Origin of the sequence: Nonlabens sp. Asnod3-H03, from assembly GCF_045063665.1 — a bacterium.
Taxonomy (GTDB): Bacteria; Bacteroidota; Bacteroidia; order Flavobacteriales; family Flavobacteriaceae; genus Nonlabens; species Nonlabens ulvanivorans.
In genome coordinates, this window is record NZ_JBEFOD010000008.1 from 1264156 (window position 1) to 1283306 (window position 19151).

Consider the following 19151-nt stretch of genomic DNA (forward strand, 5'->3'; position numbering starts at 1 on the left):
TCGCTTCCGCGAAAGCGTAACAGAAATCAAAAAACTATTTCTTTAGCAACTTCATACTGATAGTCTGATCATTATTATTCACTTTTAAAATATAAAAACCAGCATGGAGATCATTAAATTCTATCCGTCCATTCTCAACATTTCCGTTCCAAATTTCTTTTCCGTCTAGAGAGAAAAGCTGAGCTTGGCCAGAATCTAATTTCTCAAAAAATAATGTATTCCCGACTAATGGATTAGGATAAATAGAGGTTTGTTGCCAATCAGAAGTTGATGCAGGAGCGTCAAAAGTCGTGATCCAAGTTTCAGTAATCACAGCTGGATTGTAGTCAAAAAAGATTTCAGCTCTCGCACTAATAAGATCTCCTACGGCAAAGCCAGAAAGTGGTTTGATTCTGTATTTAATAAAGCCGTTACTTCCAGGCTCGTCCACGACTTCTGGCGGCAGTTGTATACTGTCAAAGAAGAAATCGAGCTGGCGACCATTTTTAGTATATAAATACGCATGACTAGTAGCGATGACTTCAAAAGTACTTTCATCTAGACTTGGGTGCAAGCTAGATAAGACTCTTACAAATTGAGCACTAGCCGTTCCTAGGTTTTGAAACCTAATAGTATATTCTAAAAAATCGTTAGTAGAAAAAGTATCAATAGGAATACCAGGACCTCTTGCTTCAGTAACATCATTTGGGTCGTAAGATGCGACAACAGTTACATCTACAGAGGTATTATTGTTAGTAGCGTCACTATCAGTAGAGTTAGGATTAATACTTGCGTTATGAGTAAATATATCGCCTAATTGAACGCCTGTGACAGGAGTTGCCATTACAACCTCTAAATCATACTGACCAAACGCCATAATATTATATGGTGTGCTAAAACCGCTTGAAGTTACCGTCGCCGTTCCATTTGCCAGAATATCTATTCCATTGCGGTCATAAACTGCGATTATAGACGCCATAGGGTCAGGATTGAATTGTAAAGTACCGGTGCTATTTCCAGCATGTAGATTGTTAATGGTAGCTTCAAGAGTACTGTCAAATCCAGGATTAGGCCATATCATAGGCGTTAACGATAGAGAGGTATCTCTGTTGCTACTGGAAACTTCGGTCACCGCAAAAGCTGTTGAGGTTATTTGGTTGGCAACGGTTTGAATATCGTCATAATTAGCCGTGGTAATGTTGTAGAAAGCTTGCTGAGCAGTGAGAGCTGCATTTATATCATTTAATTGAACTCCTGGATTTAGATCTGTTCGTCTTATCGTATTGCCAAAACCGTTAAAAATGACCTCGCTAGTCGCCGGATCATTATCTTTAATAAATTCAAAACTTGTGTAAGGTATATTGACTTCGCCATTATCTCGAGAACCATTGCCATTAGTATCTAAAAAACTACTCGCCTCAATAGTTCCAAAATTATCATCCACATAGCCATGACTCATTCTAATATTGGATGCAAACCATCCATTAGGTGTAAAAGGAGATGCTGGGCCATCTACTAGATGGTATGAATTTGCAGGACTAGGAAAAGAGTTAACGTCTATGATAGCGGCATAATAATCGGGTAAAGTTGTATTTATAAAACTATTGTCAAAATACCACCAACCTGTTTCATTAGTCACTAAACTATCTGTATTTCCTTGGTCGTCATAGAGGTTGATAACTGCTCCAGGAATTGTTGTGTCTATACCATCATCATAAATCGAGTTTCCATTAGTATCTAAATAAATAACTCCATAGCTTGAAGATTCATGGCGGAAATATACAGATTGACCATCATCGATTCGATTTCCCATAGAATCTATTCCATCAGAAAGTTCTGTAATCATAGAACCGTTCATTATTCCTGTAGCTGTTGCTTGTGTGATTAAAAGTCCTACCGAGTAAGAGTCTCCAGAAAGAGGTATTTGTCCCGTAGCGGTTACTTGTATACCAGGTCCTATAGTAGAAGGGTTTAAAACTATATTTGGGATTAAAGCATCGGGATGATTTATTGTGACATTTGAATAGGTGTCATTAGGTGAAAGATTAGTAATAGTATAGGTCACATCTGCATAACCACCAATAGGACCGTTGGTTACATCCATGTCAAAATCTAATTCCGCCTGCGCATTCATTAGTAGTGATATAAAAAACACTATTAGTACTAAGATATATTTCATGATAACTCAATTTTTATAAAAGTAAGAAATTTAATATATTTTTTTTTAGAATCTTCAGAGATGTGTTCTTTACGCTTTCGCGAAAGCGGAAAACCCAATACCTTTACAAAAAAACAGATTTTTATATGTCAACGATACTCTTACAAGTCGACAACGGCGTTGCAACCATAACTTTAAATAGACCACAAGTATTCAATTCTTTTAATCGCGAGATGGCATTTGCTATGCAAGATGCACTGGATCAATGTGCTTCAAATGATGAGGTGAGATCGGTGATGATCGTAGGAGAAGGAAAAGCCTTCTGTGCTGGTCAGGATATTCAAGAAATTACCGATCCAGAATTGAACCCAGGTTTTAAAGCGATTCTAGACGATCATTATAATCCGATAGTCCTTAAAATTAGAAACCTTGAAAAACCAGTAGTTGCTGCCGTAAATGGCGTTGCCGCTGGTGCAGGAGCAAATATAGCCTTATGTTGCGATGTGGTAATCGCCACAGAAAGTGCTGCTTTTATACAAGCATTTTCTAAAATCGGTTTGATACCAGATAGTGCAGGAACTTTCTTTTTACCTAGATTAATAGGTTTTGGAAAAGCAAGCGCTGCTATGATGCTTGCCGATAAAATTACAGCTTCAGAGGCTGACCAGATGGGAATGATCTACAAAGCTGTTCCTGACGCAGATTTTCTAGCTACCGCTCAAAAAACAGCACAAAAGTTAGCCGCATTACCTACAGTAGCGTTAGCCAATACTAAAAAAGCACTGAATCAATCGTTTTACAATACGGTAGAAGAGCAACTAACGCTTGAGTCTAAACTACAGATTGAAAGCGCTTCTACAGAAGATTATGCTGAAGGTGTGGCTAGTTTTATGGAGAAACGTAAGCCTGTTTTTAAGGGAAAATAGAACCGTTTTTATAATTTAAAATGATTTTTTAAGTATTCAAAGGCCTCTTCTATAGTTTCAAAAGTCTCAGATTCACTTACCAGATCTGGTATGATATCAATCGATTCTAATTTATCTTTAGGTTGTTCTTGTAAACCGGTAAGAACTACCCTTACATCACGTTTTTCTAAATCTAGAACCGCATTTTCTAAAGCATACAAACCAGATTGATCTATGTAAGGAACTCGATCCAGACGAATTATCAACGCTTTTACTTCTGGAGAAAGAGCTTTAATAGTTTCTTGAAAGTGTGAGGTGAAACCGAAGAACAGCGGTCCATAGAGGTGCTTTATATAAATTTGATCCTTAAAAGTATTATATAACTCTTGCTCGTCTTTCCAAGGTTGTTCACCGTCAAATCCTGCAAGAGTTCCTACTTCTAGTCCTTTTTCTCCTAGATCGCTTGCGCGTTTCATAAATAGTAAGGATGCCAGTATAACTCCTATACCTACCGCTTGTATTAGACTACCAAATGTAGTCATCAACAGTACGATAATTAATACTACGGCATCTGCACGTGGTACCGCAAGTAAATGCTTAAGTCCTTTTGTATCTATAATTTTAAAACCGATAGGAATCAAGATTCCGGCAAGAACCGCTAGAGGAATATGCGCTGCAAGACCACTTAAACCTAGCAAAACTGCTGCAAGAAATAATCCATGTAACACACCTGATAAGCGCGTTTTTCCACCAGAATTTATATTTACTACTGTTCCTTTTGTAGCTCCTGCACCTGGAATACCACCAAATATCGCAGCAACCATGTTCCCTATTCCTTGACCTATTAATTCTCTATTGCTATTATGTTTTGTTTTGGTCATATTATCTGCAATGACTGATGTAAGCAAAGAGTCTATAGACCCTAAAACAGCTAGTACTAAGGCATATTCGGCCACAAGTGCATAGGCACTCGAGTCAATATCTAAAATTCCATTCAATTTTAAAGAAGGTAATCCAGATGGGATATCGCCTATGATAGGCACTTGCCACGGTAAGAAATAAGCAACAACAGAAACAACTATCAACGCCACAAGTGCACTAGGTATTGCTTTAGTAATTTTAGGAAATGTATAATAAATGAATACAGTTAACGATCCTAATACTAGTGCTTGCCAATTAAAACCTTCTAATAATAACGGCATGTCACCTAGAACTTTCAATGTGTTTTTAGGCGATACCATTCCAAAAAGCGGGAATATTTGAAGTAAAATAATGATTAAACCTACACCGCTCATAAAACCAGAAACCACAGGATAAGGGAAGTATTTAATGTATCCAGCTATGTTGATAAAGCCAAAAAGCATTTGAATAATCCCACCAGTTAAAAACGTAAGTATGATTATAGGCATCGCGGCTTCTACGCTGCCGGTAAGTTCAATAGCTTTTACCACTAAAGCAGCAGATACTACCGTCATAGGTCCAGTAGGTCCACTGGCTTGAGTTGCAGTACCACCAAAGATAGCTGCAAAAATCCCAACTGCGATAGCACCATATAGTCCAGCAATAGCTCCTAAACCAGATTGAACACCAAATGCTAGTGCAAGCGGTAGTGCAACAACACCAGCGACTAGACCACCAGTGAGATCACCTTTTAAATTTTTAGTATCATAAAAAGAAGAAAGCATAGTTCAATGTTTTTTAGTTGGCAAGTTATAAAAGTAACTTAATGCCTTGAGCTTATAAACAAATCTAGGTCCTATTGCCCAATAGTTCAAAACAATTTATTTGTAAGGGTAAATAATCAACGTGTTTATATTCTGTATCCGGTCAAGACTTATGAGTTTATTAAATAACTTCACTAACTAACTTATTATATTTGGTGAGCAAAAGAAACTAATAATAGCGAAAAATTAAAGGTGAATTATTAAATCTATGGATATAAATAAAGTAGGAGTCATAGGAGCAGGAACCATGGGTAGTGGTATCGCTCAAGTAGCTGCCACAGCTGGCTGTCAAGTGAAATTGTTTGATGTAAATCAGGCGCAACTGGATAAAGCGCAAGCTGCTCTTGAAAAGATAATGAACCGACTTATTGAAAAAGGCAGAATAGATGCTGCTGAGAAAACTCGCATTCAATCTAATATCTCTTATGTAAGTACGGTAAAAGAATTAGCGGACTCGGATCTTACTATCGAGGCGATTATTGAAAACCTAGATATTAAGAAAAAGGTATTTCAAGAATTGGAATCTCACGTGTCTGACAGCTGTATAATAGCTTCTAACACTTCTAGTTTGAGTATCGCTAGTATTGCAGCTTCACTCGATAAACCTGAGCGTTGTATAGGAATTCACTTCTTTAATCCTGCGCCGTTAATGAAACTTGTTGAGGTCATCCCTGCTGTACAAACCTCCCAAAACGTCACAGATACTTGTGTGGCTACTATCGAGAATTGGAATAAAGTAGTTGCCGTAGCAAAAGATACTCCTGGCTTTATAGTCAATCGTGTGGCGCGTCCATTTTACAGTGAATCCTTGCGTATTTATGAAGAAGGAATGGCGAGTTTTGCCACTATAGATTATGCCTTGAAAGGACTTGGTTTTAAAATGGGACCTTTTGAATTGATGGATTATATAGGTCACGATGTGAATTATGTGGTGACAGAAACTGTTTTTGCAGCTTTCTACTTTGATCCACGTTACAAGCCGTCGTTAACTCAGAAACGATTGATGGAAGCCGGCTGGCTAGGGCGCAAATCTGGACGTGGTTTTTATGATTATGTAAATGTGGATAGTGAACACGCTTTCGCGAAAGCGGACCCAGTAAAATCTCCTGAACTCATAAAAGAAATTCAAGATCGAGTACTCATAATGCTTATCAATGAGGCAGCAGATGCCTTGTTTTTAAACATAGCAACGGCTCAAGGAATAGATAGCGCGATGACTAAAGGTGTGAACTATCCAAAAGGATTGCTCACTTGGGCAAACGAAAAAGGAATAGAATGGTGTGTAAACGGACTGGACGCGATGTATGATTTATATCGAGAAGATCGATATAGATGCTCACCAATATTACGTAAAATGAAGGCTGCTGGAACTAAATTCTCACTGTAATGAGATATGTAGCACTATTGCGAGGTGTTAACGTAGGCGGTAAAAACAAGCTGCCTATGGCTTTGTTAAGAAATGCTTTAGAAAAGACTCCTTTTTATGGAGTGACTACTTACATCCAGTCTGGAAATATCCTTTTTAGTAGTGATTTAAAATCGGCGCAATGTGCTGATATTATCAGCGAATTACTGAAATCAGAATTTGATTTAGCTGTTCCTGTTATGGTAAAGGAACAAGAAGAGATTTCTAAAACCTTAAAAGCAAGCCCTTTCAAAACGAGAACTATAGAGAATTCAAAATTTATGAGTTTCGGCTTTTTAAATGAAAGTCCTGTTCAAGAGAAAGTAAACACTACTGAAGAATTTTCAAATGATATGGAAACTTTTAAAATAATAGATGACGTTATTTATTTCTATTGTGGAGTAGGTTTTGGCAAGACTAAAATGACTAACGCTTGGTTTGAAAAGAAGCTTGGTGTGACATCTACCATGAGAAACTATAATACGACACTTAAATTGACAGAATTATAACTATGGACGGAAAAAAGATTCCAGCAAAAATGCTTTCGCTTGATCCATACTCAACTTGGTTAGGAATAGAAATCCTTTCTGTAGAAATAGGTTGTGTGAAGTTGGGAATGACTATAAGACCAGAAATGCTCAATAGTATGGGAAAAGCACATGGTGGGATTACATACTCGCTGGCAGATACTGCTTTTGGTTTTTCATCAAACACGCATGGTAAATTTGCCGTTTCTATAGAGACCAGCATCAACCACATAGAAGCACTAGAAGAAGGCGACTACATCACAGCAGAATGTACGCTAGACAAAACCAAAACCAAAGTAGGTTTCAACATCGTTGAGGTTAAAAAAGGCGATGATTTGGTGGCGCTTTTTAAAGGAGTGGTTTATAGGACTAATAAAGATTGGCTATAATTACTCTTTGATTAACTTCATGCTTTGTTCTCCTGACTCATTTTTCACCTTGATGAAATAAAGTCCAGTATTCAATTCAGAAATATCAATGTTCATTTCTAAGTTTTCTTGCTTTACTGATAATGACTTCACTTTTCTACCTAAATGATCAAATATTTGAATAGCTTGAATATAAGAGGATGAATTAATGGTAACTTTTCCGTATGATGGGTTAGGGAAAAGTGATACTGAGTTTGAATTTACATCATTTAAACTTGCCGTTTGATTTACAGTGACCATATAATCGTTTGTAATAATTGGGAAATTAAAGTCAAAGTAAATCTCTGCCTGATTGCCTATCATATCTCCTAATTGAAGTGTAGGCAATGACTGTATTTTGTAAATCAAGTAACCATCGTTAGTCGCATCGTTGAAATCTAAATTGATGTTTTCAAAGATAAATTCTACCACATTTCCATCTGTGATTCTAGTTTGCATAGGGTGACTACTTGATAAAGGTTGAAAACTGGTAATATCTAGTCTAGAAGTGTCAATTGTGTTTTTAACAACAACATTTATAGCACTAGCCGTTCCAGTGTTTTCAAATCTAATTTTATAGTGTAAATCTTCACCTATGTTTGCAGGATCTAGGATTGCTCCTTCTAGGCAAGTAATGTCATTAGGGTCATAAGAGTTAACAACCGTTTGTGGATATTCAAAGGTGTCATTTGAGGTATTCGTATCTTGAATTCCTGTAGGTCCACTTATAGTACCTCCATAAAAAAGAATATCGCCTCCATTAACAGCAGGAGTTTCCATAGGTGTATTCACATTAAACGTGATATTTATAATTATTTCTTCATTAGGCTCTAATGAAGGAATATTCCATATAATCGTACCATTAGAATCACTTAAAAATGCTAGGTCGGTGCTTATGTAATCTAATCTAGAATCATCATAGTTAAGGTATAGTGTTCCAGTAGTTGCTGTAAGGCCTTTATTTTTACAGATAATTTTATAGTCTGAATCAAATCCTGGTCTCGCAGGTAAGTCTTCAATCATTATAACAGATAGGTCGATGTTATTACCAGTAGGAGTGATGCATATATCTTGAGTAATCAATGTATTACTCGAATCCAGATTTGCATTAAAGCTAGTTAAGGGCGAGAATAAGGATTGATGGATCAATGGTTGTGGTACAATGGTATAATTTCCTTGTCTCAAAAATATATCATAGTCAAATGAAGGAGTAATGAAATAAGTGCCAGATTCATTTGTCGTATTATCTGTAATATTAAACTTAAAGTCAACCTCATTAAGGTCAGAAAGGCTGCAACCGTTTAAATCTGCGTCTACGCGCACTTCTCCTTCTATCAAATACGGAATTCCTCCTGGAGTAAATGTGCAATAAGAATTCATTGTGTAGTTTAAATTACCTGAATTTGAGCTATTAATTGCATTAGTAATGTTTTGAAAATCATCATTGTCTGCGCATACGTATTCTAGATTCGTAAGTTGATACAAATTGAGTGTCTCATTTTGTCCGTTTTTTAGAAATAACCTCTTAACAGAATCATTGATTCCCACTGATGAAAGATTTGTGGTGTTATTTAAGTTAATTTCTTGCAAGTTATATTCATTACTTATATCAAGAGAATTGAGATAAGGATTATCACTAAAATCTATTTCAAAGAAATTATTATAACTTATGTTGAGATTTTGACAGTCAAAATTATTTTGATTTAAAGTGTTCAAAGAATTATTACTTGATAGATTAAAGTATAATACTTTGGTGTCTACTATATCGATAGAGGTTAATTGGTTATTGTAGAAGATATCTACTAGTGCACTAGAAGCATCTACATTGTTCATTTGTATAGATGTTAGATTAGTGCTGGAGATTACGAGATTACTGCTTATTGTAAGATTAGAAAGTCCTGTCAAAGAGTTAAGAGGAGTGTTGTCGATCCAAACTTCAAACATAGAATTCTGTGCACTTAAATCGAGAGAAGTTAATTGAGTATTCATTAAAAATAATTCAGATAACAAAGTGTTTGTACTTAGATCTAGCGTTGTTATAGGGTTTGAATCTAGTTTCAGGTTAGTTAAAGAAATATTATTAGTCAAATCTAAATTGGTTAGACTATTTGATGAGAGATATAGTTCAGTTAAACTTGTTTGAGACAATATGTTTAAACTAGAAAGATTATTATATTCTAGATCTAGATAACTCAAATTAGGGAGCATGCTCAAATCGATACTTGTTAAATTATTACTGCTAAGTCTTAACTCGGTCAGTGATGTAGAGTTCATTATCGGGAAACTGCTTATTTGATTGTAAGAAGCATAAAAAGCTTCCATATTTTGAAAAGCTTCTATACCTTGAAGTGAGTTTATAGTATTAGAAACTATTCCTAAATCTATCATTCTCACCTGAAGTGCCTCAGATATTTGAATTTCGCCATCTCCATTGAGGTCTGCGTTAGAATCTCCTATATTATTATTAGTAGTGTCTACCACATTTCTGGTGGTCAACGCATTTTTTAAAACTGGATCAGGGATATTGACAATTTGAGAATAGACGTTTATTGAAAAGAATAGGCTTACTAAAAGTAACGTGTAATTGCCTTTTAATTGGAGTGATTTAAACATTTTTTTATTTTAAGTACTGAATCTAGAACTGTAAGAAGTTCGTTTATCAGTTTTTTAATGAATTTTCTAGTGTTACATTGAATTACAAGGCATTTCTAAACTCTTATATTGATTATTCTTTGATTAACTTCATGCTTTGTTCTCCTGACTCATTTATCACCTTGATGAAATAAAGTCCAGTATTCAATTCAGAAATATCAATGTTCATTTCTAAGTTTTCTTGCTTTACTGATAATGACTTCACTTTTCTACCTAAATGATCAAATATTTGAATAGCTTGAATATAAGAGGATGAATTAATGGTAACTTTTCCGTATGATGGGTTAGGGAAAAGTGATACTGAGTTTGAATTTACATCATTTAAACTTGCCGTTTGATTTACAGTGACCATATAATCGTTTGTAATAATTGGGAAATTAAAGTCAAAGTAAATCTCTGCCTGATTGCCTATCATATCTCCTAATTGAAGTGTAGGCAATGACTGTATTTTGTAAATCAAGTAACCATCGTTAGTCGCATCGTTGAAATCTAAATTGATGTTTTCAAAGATAAATTCTACCACATTTCCATCTATGATTCTAGTTCGCATAGGGTGACTACTTGTTAAAGGTTGAAAACTGGTAATATCTAGTCTAGAAGTGTCAATTGTGTTTTTAACAACAACATTTATAGCACTAGCCGTTCCAGTGTTTTCAAATCTAATTTTATAGTGTAAATCTTCACCTACGTTTGCAGGATCTAGAATAGCTCCTTCTAGACAAGCAATGTCATTAGGGTCATAAGAGTTAACAATCGTCTGAGCAAATTCAAATGTGTTGTTACTGGTGTTTACATCAGCAACTCCAGACGGCGCCGCAATATCCCCAAAATAAACAAGGACATCACCACCGTTAACAGCAGGAATATCCATTGGAGAATTGATTCTGAAATCTGTCGTTATTATGTGTGTTTGTCCAGGTTGTAGGGTATTCAAATTCCAGCTCAAAATTCCATTATTAACTGAAGCAGGAGACTCTGATGATCCTTGATATTGAACTAGACTATTATTGTAATTTAAGAAGACCGTACCGTTTGAAGCAGCTGTGCCTAAATTTGAGCAAATCAATCTGTAACCAGATACAAAACCTGGCCTGGCTGGTAAAATCTCATCGATTATAATAGCTAAATCTATATCACTTCCATTAGGAACTAGACAAATGTCTTGTATAACATCAGGAGAACCCATTGAAAAGTTAGCATTAAAAGTGTTTAGTGGATTGTATAAAGCTGGAGCTACTGGTTCTGGTCTAATTGTATAATTCCCTTGAGGTACAGCAATTTCATAATCATAACCAGGAGATTCAAAAAATATGGCGCTAGTAGTACCGTTATCTACCGTAAATTTAAAGTCGGTAAATCTAGTGTCGCTTACGGAGCAGCCATTCAAATCCGAATCGATTCGCACGTCTCCAGTGATTTTATGTAAATCTCCTCCTGGTGTAAAAGTACAATAGGTATTCAAATTTACGTTAGTGATTCCACCGTTGTTTAGCGTTGCTGATAAGGCTAGTATTTCATCATTATCACCACAGATGTAATTGATACTATTTGTTCCTGTAAAATTTATGACGTCTGAAATGCCGTTTTTAATAATAAGTCGATCTATGATACAATTATTAATAATAAAGTTATTGCCAAATGTTGAAGTGTCTGTTTTTAAAAACGATAATTCTTGGAGATTTGCTTCATTATTGAATTGAATATAATCTAATTGCGTACCATTTTCTATTCTGATGTTTTCTAGTCCATTATTGTCGGTATATAATCCAAAGGTGGAATTATTATTCGCTTCTAAATTGAGCAGGTTGGGGTTGTTTATAATATTATTACCAAAAAAACCATCATTATTATTCATTTGGATAGAAGTGAGTAAAGAATTGTTCTCAATTTCAATACCAGATACAAAAGAGCTGTTGTTATTGATAACTAATGAAGTTAAGCTAGTGTTTTTAATTATTAGTGAGTCTAACTCTAATTTATTTGATAATCCAGTAAATGAGACAAGTGGCGTGTTAACAACCGTTAAGTAATAAATGGTTAATTGATTAGATAAATCTAGATTTGTAATAAGAGTATTGTCTAATTCAAAGGTGTTTATATCAGGACTAGAGCTTACATCTAGTGAGCTAATTGGGTTATTGTTTAAGGCTATTTTGCTTAAAAGTGAATTTTGGCTTAAGTCAATTGTGCTCAAGTTATTATCGTTTAATTCAAGAGCGACTAAGTTCGGGTTTTGAGTGATATTGATGCTGCTTAAGGAGTTGTTATTAAGTATCAACTGTTGCAAATTTGGATTTTGAGTTACATCAATGTTGCTTAAATTATTGTTTGCAGATGAAAGCTGTTCCAAGTTAGGATTTTGAGTAACATCGATGTTGCTAACTAATGTGTCATCTAGCAATAATACTTCTAGGTTGGGAAGATTGCTAACGTCTATGTTAGAAACTTGATTATCATCTAAAATTATTAATCTCAATGAATTCATTGTAAAAACAGGAACATTGCTAACCTGACTATTTCTTATTCTTAGTTCTTCTAAATTGTTGAAAAACTGAATTCCTTCCAAAGATTGAACACCAGTATTGAAGCCTAAATATAAGGTTGTAACATTGTTAGCTTCAGACTGTTGAATTTCTCCATCATTGTTTGTGTCTACATCAGAATCTGCACCACCATTACCAGTGGTGTCAGTTACGTTTGTGTTTACTAGTAGATTTTTAAGGGTGTTATCAGGTATGTTGATAATTTGAGCACTTGCATTTATACATAAAATGAAGGTGATGGCAATAAATAAATAGTTGGTTTTCAAAAGCTTTGGTTTAGATATGCAAGATAATTCCTCAAAATCAAATAATTGAACATTATCTTATAAAAATCTGGATGTTGTATTTTTGAATACGCTTTCGCGAAAGCGAAATAATAGAACGACATGAAAAACACATATATAATAGACGGTGTACGTACACCGATAGGAAATTACAAAGGGACATTATCTACTATAAGACCAGATGATCTTGCAGCGCATGTAATCAAAACCGTAGTAGATAGAAACCCTAATATCCCAACAGATGCTTATGCAGACGTGATCATGGGTTGTGCCAACCAAGCTGGAGAAGACAATCGTAATGTCGCTCGCATGGCAGGATTATTGGCTGGGTTACCAGTTACAGTTCCTGGAGAAACAGTAAACAGATTGTGTAGTTCTGGATTAAGTGCTATTGTACACGCTCATAGAGCCATACAAACTGGTGATGGAGATGTTTTTATTTCTGGTGGTGTAGAGAACATGACTCGTGGACCACTGGTAATTGCAAAACCTAGTAGTGCTTTTGGTACTGATTCAAAGATGTACGATTCTAGCTTTGGATGGCGTTTTGTCAATCACAAAATGGCTGAAATGTATGGAGTGGACGGAATGGGAAACACTGCTGAAAACCTCGTAGAGAAATTTACGATCTCTCGAGAAGATCAAGATGCATTTGCAGCATGGTCCCAACAAAAAGCCACAGCAGCTCAACAATCAGGAAGACTTGCTAAGGAAATTGTTGCTGTAGAAATACCTCAACGCAAAAAAGATCCAATCATCTTTAAAGATGATGAGTTCATCAAACCAACTACTACAAAAGAAGTTCTTGCAAAACTACGTCCAGCCTTTAAAAAAGAAGGTGGATCTGTAACTGCAGGGAATTCCAGCGGTTTGAATGATGGTGCTGCTGCAACAATTATTGCTAGTGAAGATGCTGTAAAAAAGTATGACCTCAAACCGATAGCAAGAGTAGTAAGTAGTGCGGTAGTTGGAGTAGAGCCACGCATTATGGGAATAGGTCCAGTTACAGCGAGTAATAAAGCATTAGAAAAAGCAGGTCTAACGCTAGCTGATATGGACGTGATAGAACTTAATGAGGCATTTGCATCGCAAGCATTGGCTTGCACTAGAGCTTGGGGACTTGCAGACGATGATATGCGCCTCAATCCTAACGGTGGTTCTATCGCGATAGGTCATCCACTAGGTGTTACAGGAACTCGACTAGCTTATAGTGCTGCTTTAGAACTTCAATTAACTAATAAGAAATATGCTTTAATAACTATGTGTGTAGGAGTAGGACAAGGCTATGCGATGGTGATTGAAAATGTTCAATAAATTTATGTACATTTAAGGGTGAATCTTACAGTTATGAATAAGGTATTGCTTTTCACAGTAGTTTGTTTGTTATGCATTTTAAAAATTAACGCTCAAAATCCAGCGCTTACAGTAAATGATTGGGTTTTAACAGAGTTAAATGTGAATGGAACTATAACCTTACCTTCTGGTATAGTCTATCTAGGAACACAAGATGTTGTTCTTCAATTTACGGATACAGGAACAGATTATAGTTTTGATACTTATGTTTGTTCAAATGAAGCTATAGCTGGTACTGTAAGTTATCCTTTTGCTGGTACAACTACAGAAAGGTTTACTTTTTTATCTTCGGCTCAAGCCTTAGGAATGTGTTGTAATCCGCAAGTAGATATCACTATGCCGCCTGATCCAGATTGTGTGGCTCTTTTAGGGTTTAGTGCTGACTATTTTATGTTTTGGAATGGTCCTTCAAATACTAATTATGATTACGAAATCAATACTATTGCAAATACGGTTACTTTAAGAGTAACAAAACCTAATGGCGATTTTGCCTTATATGGTAATGCAACAATGTCCATTGATAACATACCATCAAGTTTAGACATCACTTTGGCTGAAAATCCAGTCAATAATAAACTTTTATTAACCGGTAACCAAGTTTCAGATATCACTGCTATTTCCATTTTTGATATGAATGGAAAAAAAGTTTTAAATAATATTTCTTATCAAAATGGAATAGATATATCACATCTTGGTAAAGGTATTTTCTTTCTTTCGGTTAGCTCAATTAACTCAGATAAGATGATTAAATTTATAAAAGAGTAATCAGATAATTACATCATTCAAAATAACTAACAACTGTTAGTCTTTCCATTCACTTTTTGTATTTTCGTTGAAGGTTAAATTTATGCTTTCGCGAAAGCGAGATCATAACCATCTATTAAAAAGAATATGATCTTAGAAAGTTACATCAATGGCCAGTGGCAAGCTGGTGAAGAGAAATCTACACGTAATATGTATGACGCCATTACTGGTGACATCATAGGTCTTACAAGTACTGAAGGTTTAGATATTGCTAGTGCGTTACAATATGGTCGCGATCATGGTAAAGTGTTGAGGGATATGACCTTTCAGCAACGTGGTAATATGATTAAGAAATTAGCACTTTATCTCAATAAAAGAAAAAAAGCGTTTTACGACATTAGTTACAAAACTGGTGCTACACGTGCAGATAGTTGGGTAGATATAGAAGGTGGTTTTGGAAATCTATTTGCAAATGCTAGTTTGAGAAAACTCTTTCCAGATCAGAGTTATGCCGTAGAAGGTGATCCTATTGATTTATCGCGTGGTGGTCGTTTTATGGCACATCACATTCTAGTACCTCGCAAAGGTGTCGCAGTGCATATCAATGCATTCAATTTTCCAGTTTGGGGAATGTTAGAAAAATGTGCTGTAAACTGGATGGCTGGTATGCCAGCAGTAGTTTTGCCAGCGCCGCAAACAGCGTTTTTAACGGAAGCTGTAGTGCGCGAAATAATAAATTCAGGAATCCTTCCAGAAGGTTCTTTACAACTCTTAAGTGGTCTTACTACAAGTATTCTAGATACGGTAAACTCGCAAGACGTTGTAACCTTTACAGGTAGTGCTCATACAGGTAGAAAATTAAAAGCACATCCACGATTATTAGAAGAATCAGTTCCATTCACGATGGAGGCAGATTCATTAAATTCATCTGTCTTAGGACCAGATGCTGTTCCTGGAACTCCAGAATTTGACATATTTGTAAAAGAAGTACGTAAAGAGATGACCTCTAAAGCTGGACAAAAATGTACAGCGATTAGAAGAATTCTTGTCCCAGAAAACCTGATGGAAGACGTGCAAATCGCATTAGGAAAACAACTTTCTAAAACCGTTATAGGAGATCCATTATTGAGAGAAACTCGCATGGGTGCTCTTATTAATAACGATCAAAGAGAGACTACTAAATCACAAATCTCAAAAATTGCTCAAACCGCACAAATGGTTTATGGTAACCTAGATGAGGTAGAAATTTTAGGAGATCGCGCCCAAAAAGGAGCGTTTATGTCACCTGTTTTAATGCGAGAAGATCAACCGTTTAAAAATACCGCAGCTCATGAAATAGAATGTTTTGGTCCTGTGAGTACGTTGATGCCTTATAAAAATCTAGATGAGGCGATTGAATTGGCTCACATGGGTAAAGGTTCGTTGGTGAGCAGTGTAGTAACTAGTGATGACGCTTTCGCGAAAGCGTATACCATAAACGCAGCATCGTCACATGGTAGAATATTGACTTTAAATAGAGATAGCGCACCACAATCCACAGGACATGGCTCTCCATTACCATTGTTAGTACATGGTGGACCAGGACGTGCTGGTGGCGGCGAGGAAATGGGTGGACTGCGAGGCATTAAACACTATATGCAGCGTTGTGCTGTTCAAGGAAGTCCAACATCGCTTACCGAAATCACTGGAATTTATCAGCCTAATGGAGCTTATAAAAAATCAGAGAATCATCCATTCTCATACCATTATGAAGATATTAAACCAGGAATGAGTCTAGAAACTCATAAAAGAACATTGACTGATAATGATATCCAGAATTTTGCAAACTTAACTTGGGATCATTTCTATGCACATACAGATATTACCAGTTTAGATGGTAGTATTTTTAAGAAACGTACCGCGCATGGTTACTTTATCATCAGTGCAGCGGCAGGACTTTTTGTATACCCTAATAAGGGACCAGTAAGTGCAAATTATGGTCTAGAAGACATCCGTTTTTTGAGACCTTTATATCATAATGACACGATATACGTACGCTTGACTTGTAAAGAAAAACGAGAAAGAGACGTTGCTGGTCGTGAGCATCCATCGGGAATTGTAAAATGGTATGTAGAAGTTTTTGATGCAGAGCCAGTAGATTATGAAAATGGTAAGACTGATGAAGAAGCAACAGCACTTGTAGCGGTAGCGACTATTCTTACTATGGTAGAGAAAAAACAAACCGTTTTTCCAGAAATTACGGAAGGTTACATAAAGTCTGCTTTATCAAAACTTAGCGAAAATTCAAAACCTCAATGGGGTACAATGACTCCACAGCACATGGTAGAACATCTCGAGATGAGTTATAGAATTGCTAGTGGAGAGATTCAAGATTTTGAAGTGGCTACACCAGATGAATATCTAGAAAAAGTAGCAGCGACTTTGTGGAATTATGATAAAATGCCACAAAATCACAAAATGCCATTAATGAAAGATGGCGAGCTAGAAGATCTGAAGCATGAAGACCTAGAAACAGCAAAGCAACAAATGCTAGAAGCTAGAAATGAATATCTAGATTTCTATAAAAAGAATCCAAAAGCAACTACTAAGAATGCTGTTTTTGGACCGTTGAGTAAGTATGAGTGGACTTTGTTGGAGAGAAAGCATTTGAGTCATCATTTTGAACAGTTTAACCTGATAGGTTAAACTGTTCAAAACATCCGCGTAGGCGGATGTCTCTAGGATGAAAAGAAACCGACAACCGATTATAGCAATAAACAAAAAGTTGAGTGAACCACTACATATATACAATTAGCAATAAGAAGAATGGAACATTGTATGTAGGTGAAACAGGAAACATTAAGAATAGAAGTAGCCAGCATAAGAGAAAAGTACATCCGTCCACATTTTCAGCAAGATATAATTTGGATAAACTGATGTATTTTGAAGTAGTAGATTCAAAAGAGCTTGGTCTTAAACGAGAAAAACAGCTCAAGAAGTGGAATCGAGCTTGGAAAATAAGAATTATAGAAGAAAAAAATCCAGAGTGGATAGATTTGAGTTCAGATTGGGATTTGAGTTTTGAGATGATGGGAATAAAAATATAAGTTTAACAAGAGTAACTTCTTGGTTTGTGAATTTCATAAACGGTAGTTGCTCAAATAAAGAGACATCCGCCTGCGCGGATGCAGCCTACGGCTATGACTAAAGAATACGTAAAAACAACAACAGAAAATCAAATACAAACCATAGAATTTTTCCATCCAGCGCACAACTCGCTACCAGGAGATATTCTAACTCAACTTGCGCAAGCTATTACAGATGCTGGTAATGATGACGCTACTAAGGTGATCATCTTAAAATCTGGTGGAGAACGCACTTTTTGTGCAGGAGCTAGCTTTAAAGAATTAATAGCTGTAAACGATGCAAAAACAGGAGAGATATTCTTCTCTGGTTTTGCAAATGTGATTAATGCCATGCGCAAGTGTCCTAAGTTTATCTTAGGTCGTGTACAAGGTAAAACCGTTGGTGGTGGAGTAGGTATAGCTAGTGCAACGGACTATTGCTTTGCGACTAAATTTGCCAGTATTAAATTAAGCGAACTCAACATAGGAATCGGGCCATTTGTAGTAGGTCCAGCGGTAGAGCGCAAACTTGGATTGACAGGAATGAGTCAGATTGCTATCAATGCAAACGAATTCTACACACCGCAATGGGCAAAGGATAACGGCCTTTTTGCTGAGGTTTATGAATCCACAGAAGAGATGGATGCAGGAATAAAAGCATTTGCCGAAAACCTTTGTACTTATAATCCAGATGCTATGGCAGAAATGAAAAAGATGTTCTGGACTGGTTGTGAAAACTGGGATCAATTACTTTTTGAGAGAGCAAAGATTTCAGGGAGACTTGTTTTGAGTGAGTTTACTAAGGAGACCTTGAAGCGCTTCGCATAGGTTATAGGTATGTGGTATGTGGGATGAGGTTTAGTTAAAACATTATGAAAAGTCAGTATCATTTTAAATTTGAAGATTTGTTGGTCTATCAAAAAGCTATGAGTTTTGGTGAGGAAGTAGACCAATTGGTAATTAATTTTCCGCAAAGAGAATTATATGCCTTAAGTTCTCAATTTAGAAGAGCAGCTGACTCTATAGCACTTAATATTGCTGAAGGTTATCCAGGAAGTGATGCGCAATTTGTGAAACATATTAATCATGCACTGCATAGTTCAAACGAATGTGTGTCAGCAAATGAGAAAGCTTTAATGCGTGAGTATATCTCCTATGAACAAAGGGAAGAAATTCGTAAACAAATCACTACAATACAGAAAATGTTGACAAGTTTGCGATCTAAAATTCGTCAACGATTAAATAAATAATAATTTACCACATACCACATACCACATACCACATACCACATACCACATACCACATACCACATACCACATACCACATACCACATACCACATACCACATACCACCTACCTGGCCCTCA

14 protein-coding genes are annotated in these 19151 nt (G+C 36.0%); 10 read left to right on the forward strand and 4 right to left on the reverse strand.

Features of this window, described 5'->3' with window-relative positions:
* Nucleotides 1-34 precede the first annotated feature (34 nt).
* On the reverse strand, nucleotides 35-2158 hold the full coding sequence (locus ACJJVI_RS08960; RefSeq protein ID WP_405351513.1) for a T9SS type A sorting domain-containing protein: 2124 nt from the start codon (nucleotides 2156-2158) through the stop codon (nucleotides 35-37).
* A 125-nt stretch (nucleotides 2159-2283) separates the two neighbouring features.
* On the opposite strand from ACJJVI_RS08960, the gene ACJJVI_RS08965 reads away from it, so the two are divergent.
* Nucleotides 2284-3063 (forward strand): enoyl-CoA hydratase-related protein, encoded by a 780-nt coding sequence (locus tag ACJJVI_RS08965; RefSeq protein ID WP_405351515.1) that lies wholly within the window; start codon nucleotides 2284-2286, stop codon nucleotides 3061-3063.
* Between the two features lie 8 nt (nucleotides 3064-3071).
* Here ACJJVI_RS08965 and ACJJVI_RS08970 read toward each other — a convergent pair whose 3' ends face one another.
* Nucleotides 3072-4727 carry a SulP family inorganic anion transporter gene (locus tag ACJJVI_RS08970; protein ID WP_397303499.1) on the reverse strand — a complete coding sequence of 552 codons (1656 nt, stop codon included), beginning with the start codon at nucleotides 4725-4727 and terminating at the stop codon, nucleotides 3072-3074.
* 247 nt (nucleotides 4728-4974) lie between these two features.
* On the opposite strand from ACJJVI_RS08970, the gene ACJJVI_RS08975 reads away from it, so the two are divergent.
* The 3 genes from ACJJVI_RS08975 to ACJJVI_RS08985 are packed head-to-tail and all read left to right on the forward strand — an operon-like array spanning nucleotide 4975 to nucleotide 7087.
* Nucleotides 4975-6153: a 3-hydroxyacyl-CoA dehydrogenase NAD-binding domain-containing protein gene (locus ACJJVI_RS08975; protein ID WP_405351517.1), complete on the forward strand. Its 1179-nt coding sequence runs from the start codon at nucleotides 4975-4977 to the stop codon at nucleotides 6151-6153.
* The gene (locus tag ACJJVI_RS08980) at nucleotides 6153-6680 is read left to right on the forward strand and encodes a DUF1697 domain-containing protein (RefSeq protein ID WP_405351519.1); all 528 of its coding nucleotides are present in this window, start codon (nucleotides 6153-6155) and stop codon (nucleotides 6678-6680) included. Before ACJJVI_RS08975 ends, ACJJVI_RS08980 begins: the two co-directional genes overlap by 1 nt.
* 2 nt (nucleotides 6681-6682) lie before the next feature.
* Nucleotides 6683-7087: a PaaI family thioesterase gene (locus ACJJVI_RS08985; protein ID WP_042271293.1), complete on the forward strand. Its 405-nt coding sequence runs from the start codon at nucleotides 6683-6685 to the stop codon at nucleotides 7085-7087.
* Here the strand turns inward: ACJJVI_RS08985 and ACJJVI_RS08990 are convergent, their stop codons facing one another.
* Entirely contained in the window at nucleotides 7088-9718 is a 2631-nt protein-coding gene (locus tag ACJJVI_RS08990; RefSeq protein ID WP_405351521.1) for a T9SS type A sorting domain-containing protein, read from the reverse strand.
* A gap of 112 nt (nucleotides 9719-9830) precedes the next feature.
* Nucleotides 9831-12566: a T9SS type A sorting domain-containing protein gene (locus ACJJVI_RS08995; RefSeq protein WP_405351523.1), complete on the reverse strand. Its 2736-nt coding sequence runs from the start codon at nucleotides 12564-12566 to the stop codon at nucleotides 9831-9833.
* A 120-nt stretch (nucleotides 12567-12686) separates the two neighbouring features.
* Between ACJJVI_RS08995 and ACJJVI_RS09000 the strand changes: the two genes are divergently transcribed.
* The 6 genes from ACJJVI_RS09000 to ACJJVI_RS09025 all read left to right on the forward strand — a co-directional run bounded on the left by ACJJVI_RS09000 (nucleotide 12687) and on the right by ACJJVI_RS09025 (nucleotide 19035).
* The gene (locus ACJJVI_RS09000) at nucleotides 12687-13898 is read left to right on the forward strand and encodes an acetyl-CoA C-acyltransferase (protein WP_036581612.1); all 1212 of its coding nucleotides are present in this window, start codon (nucleotides 12687-12689) and stop codon (nucleotides 13896-13898) included.
* A 33-nt stretch (nucleotides 13899-13931) separates the two neighbouring features.
* On the forward strand, nucleotides 13932-14702 hold the full coding sequence (locus ACJJVI_RS09005; RefSeq protein ID WP_405351525.1) for a T9SS type A sorting domain-containing protein: 771 nt from the start codon (nucleotides 13932-13934) through the stop codon (nucleotides 14700-14702).
* Nucleotides 14703-14828: 126 nt separating this feature from the next.
* A complete protein-coding gene (gene paaZ / locus ACJJVI_RS09010; protein ID WP_405351527.1) occupies nucleotides 14829-17366 on the forward strand; it encodes a phenylacetic acid degradation bifunctional protein PaaZ in 2538 nt (845 codons plus the stop codon).
* Between the two features lie 83 nt (nucleotides 17367-17449).
* Complete coding sequence (locus ACJJVI_RS09015) at nucleotides 17450-17767, forward strand: GIY-YIG nuclease family protein (RefSeq protein ID WP_405351528.1); 318 nt, start codon at nucleotides 17450-17452, stop codon at nucleotides 17765-17767.
* 93 nt (nucleotides 17768-17860) lie between these two features.
* On the forward strand, nucleotides 17861-18613 hold the full coding sequence (locus ACJJVI_RS09020) for an enoyl-CoA hydratase/isomerase family protein (protein WP_405351530.1): 753 nt from the start codon (nucleotides 17861-17863) through the stop codon (nucleotides 18611-18613).
* Between the two features lie 44 nt (nucleotides 18614-18657).
* A complete protein-coding gene (locus ACJJVI_RS09025) occupies nucleotides 18658-19035 on the forward strand; it encodes a four helix bundle protein (protein ID WP_042271310.1) in 378 nt (125 codons plus the stop codon).
* The last annotated feature ends 116 nt before the right edge of the window (nucleotides 19036-19151 follow it).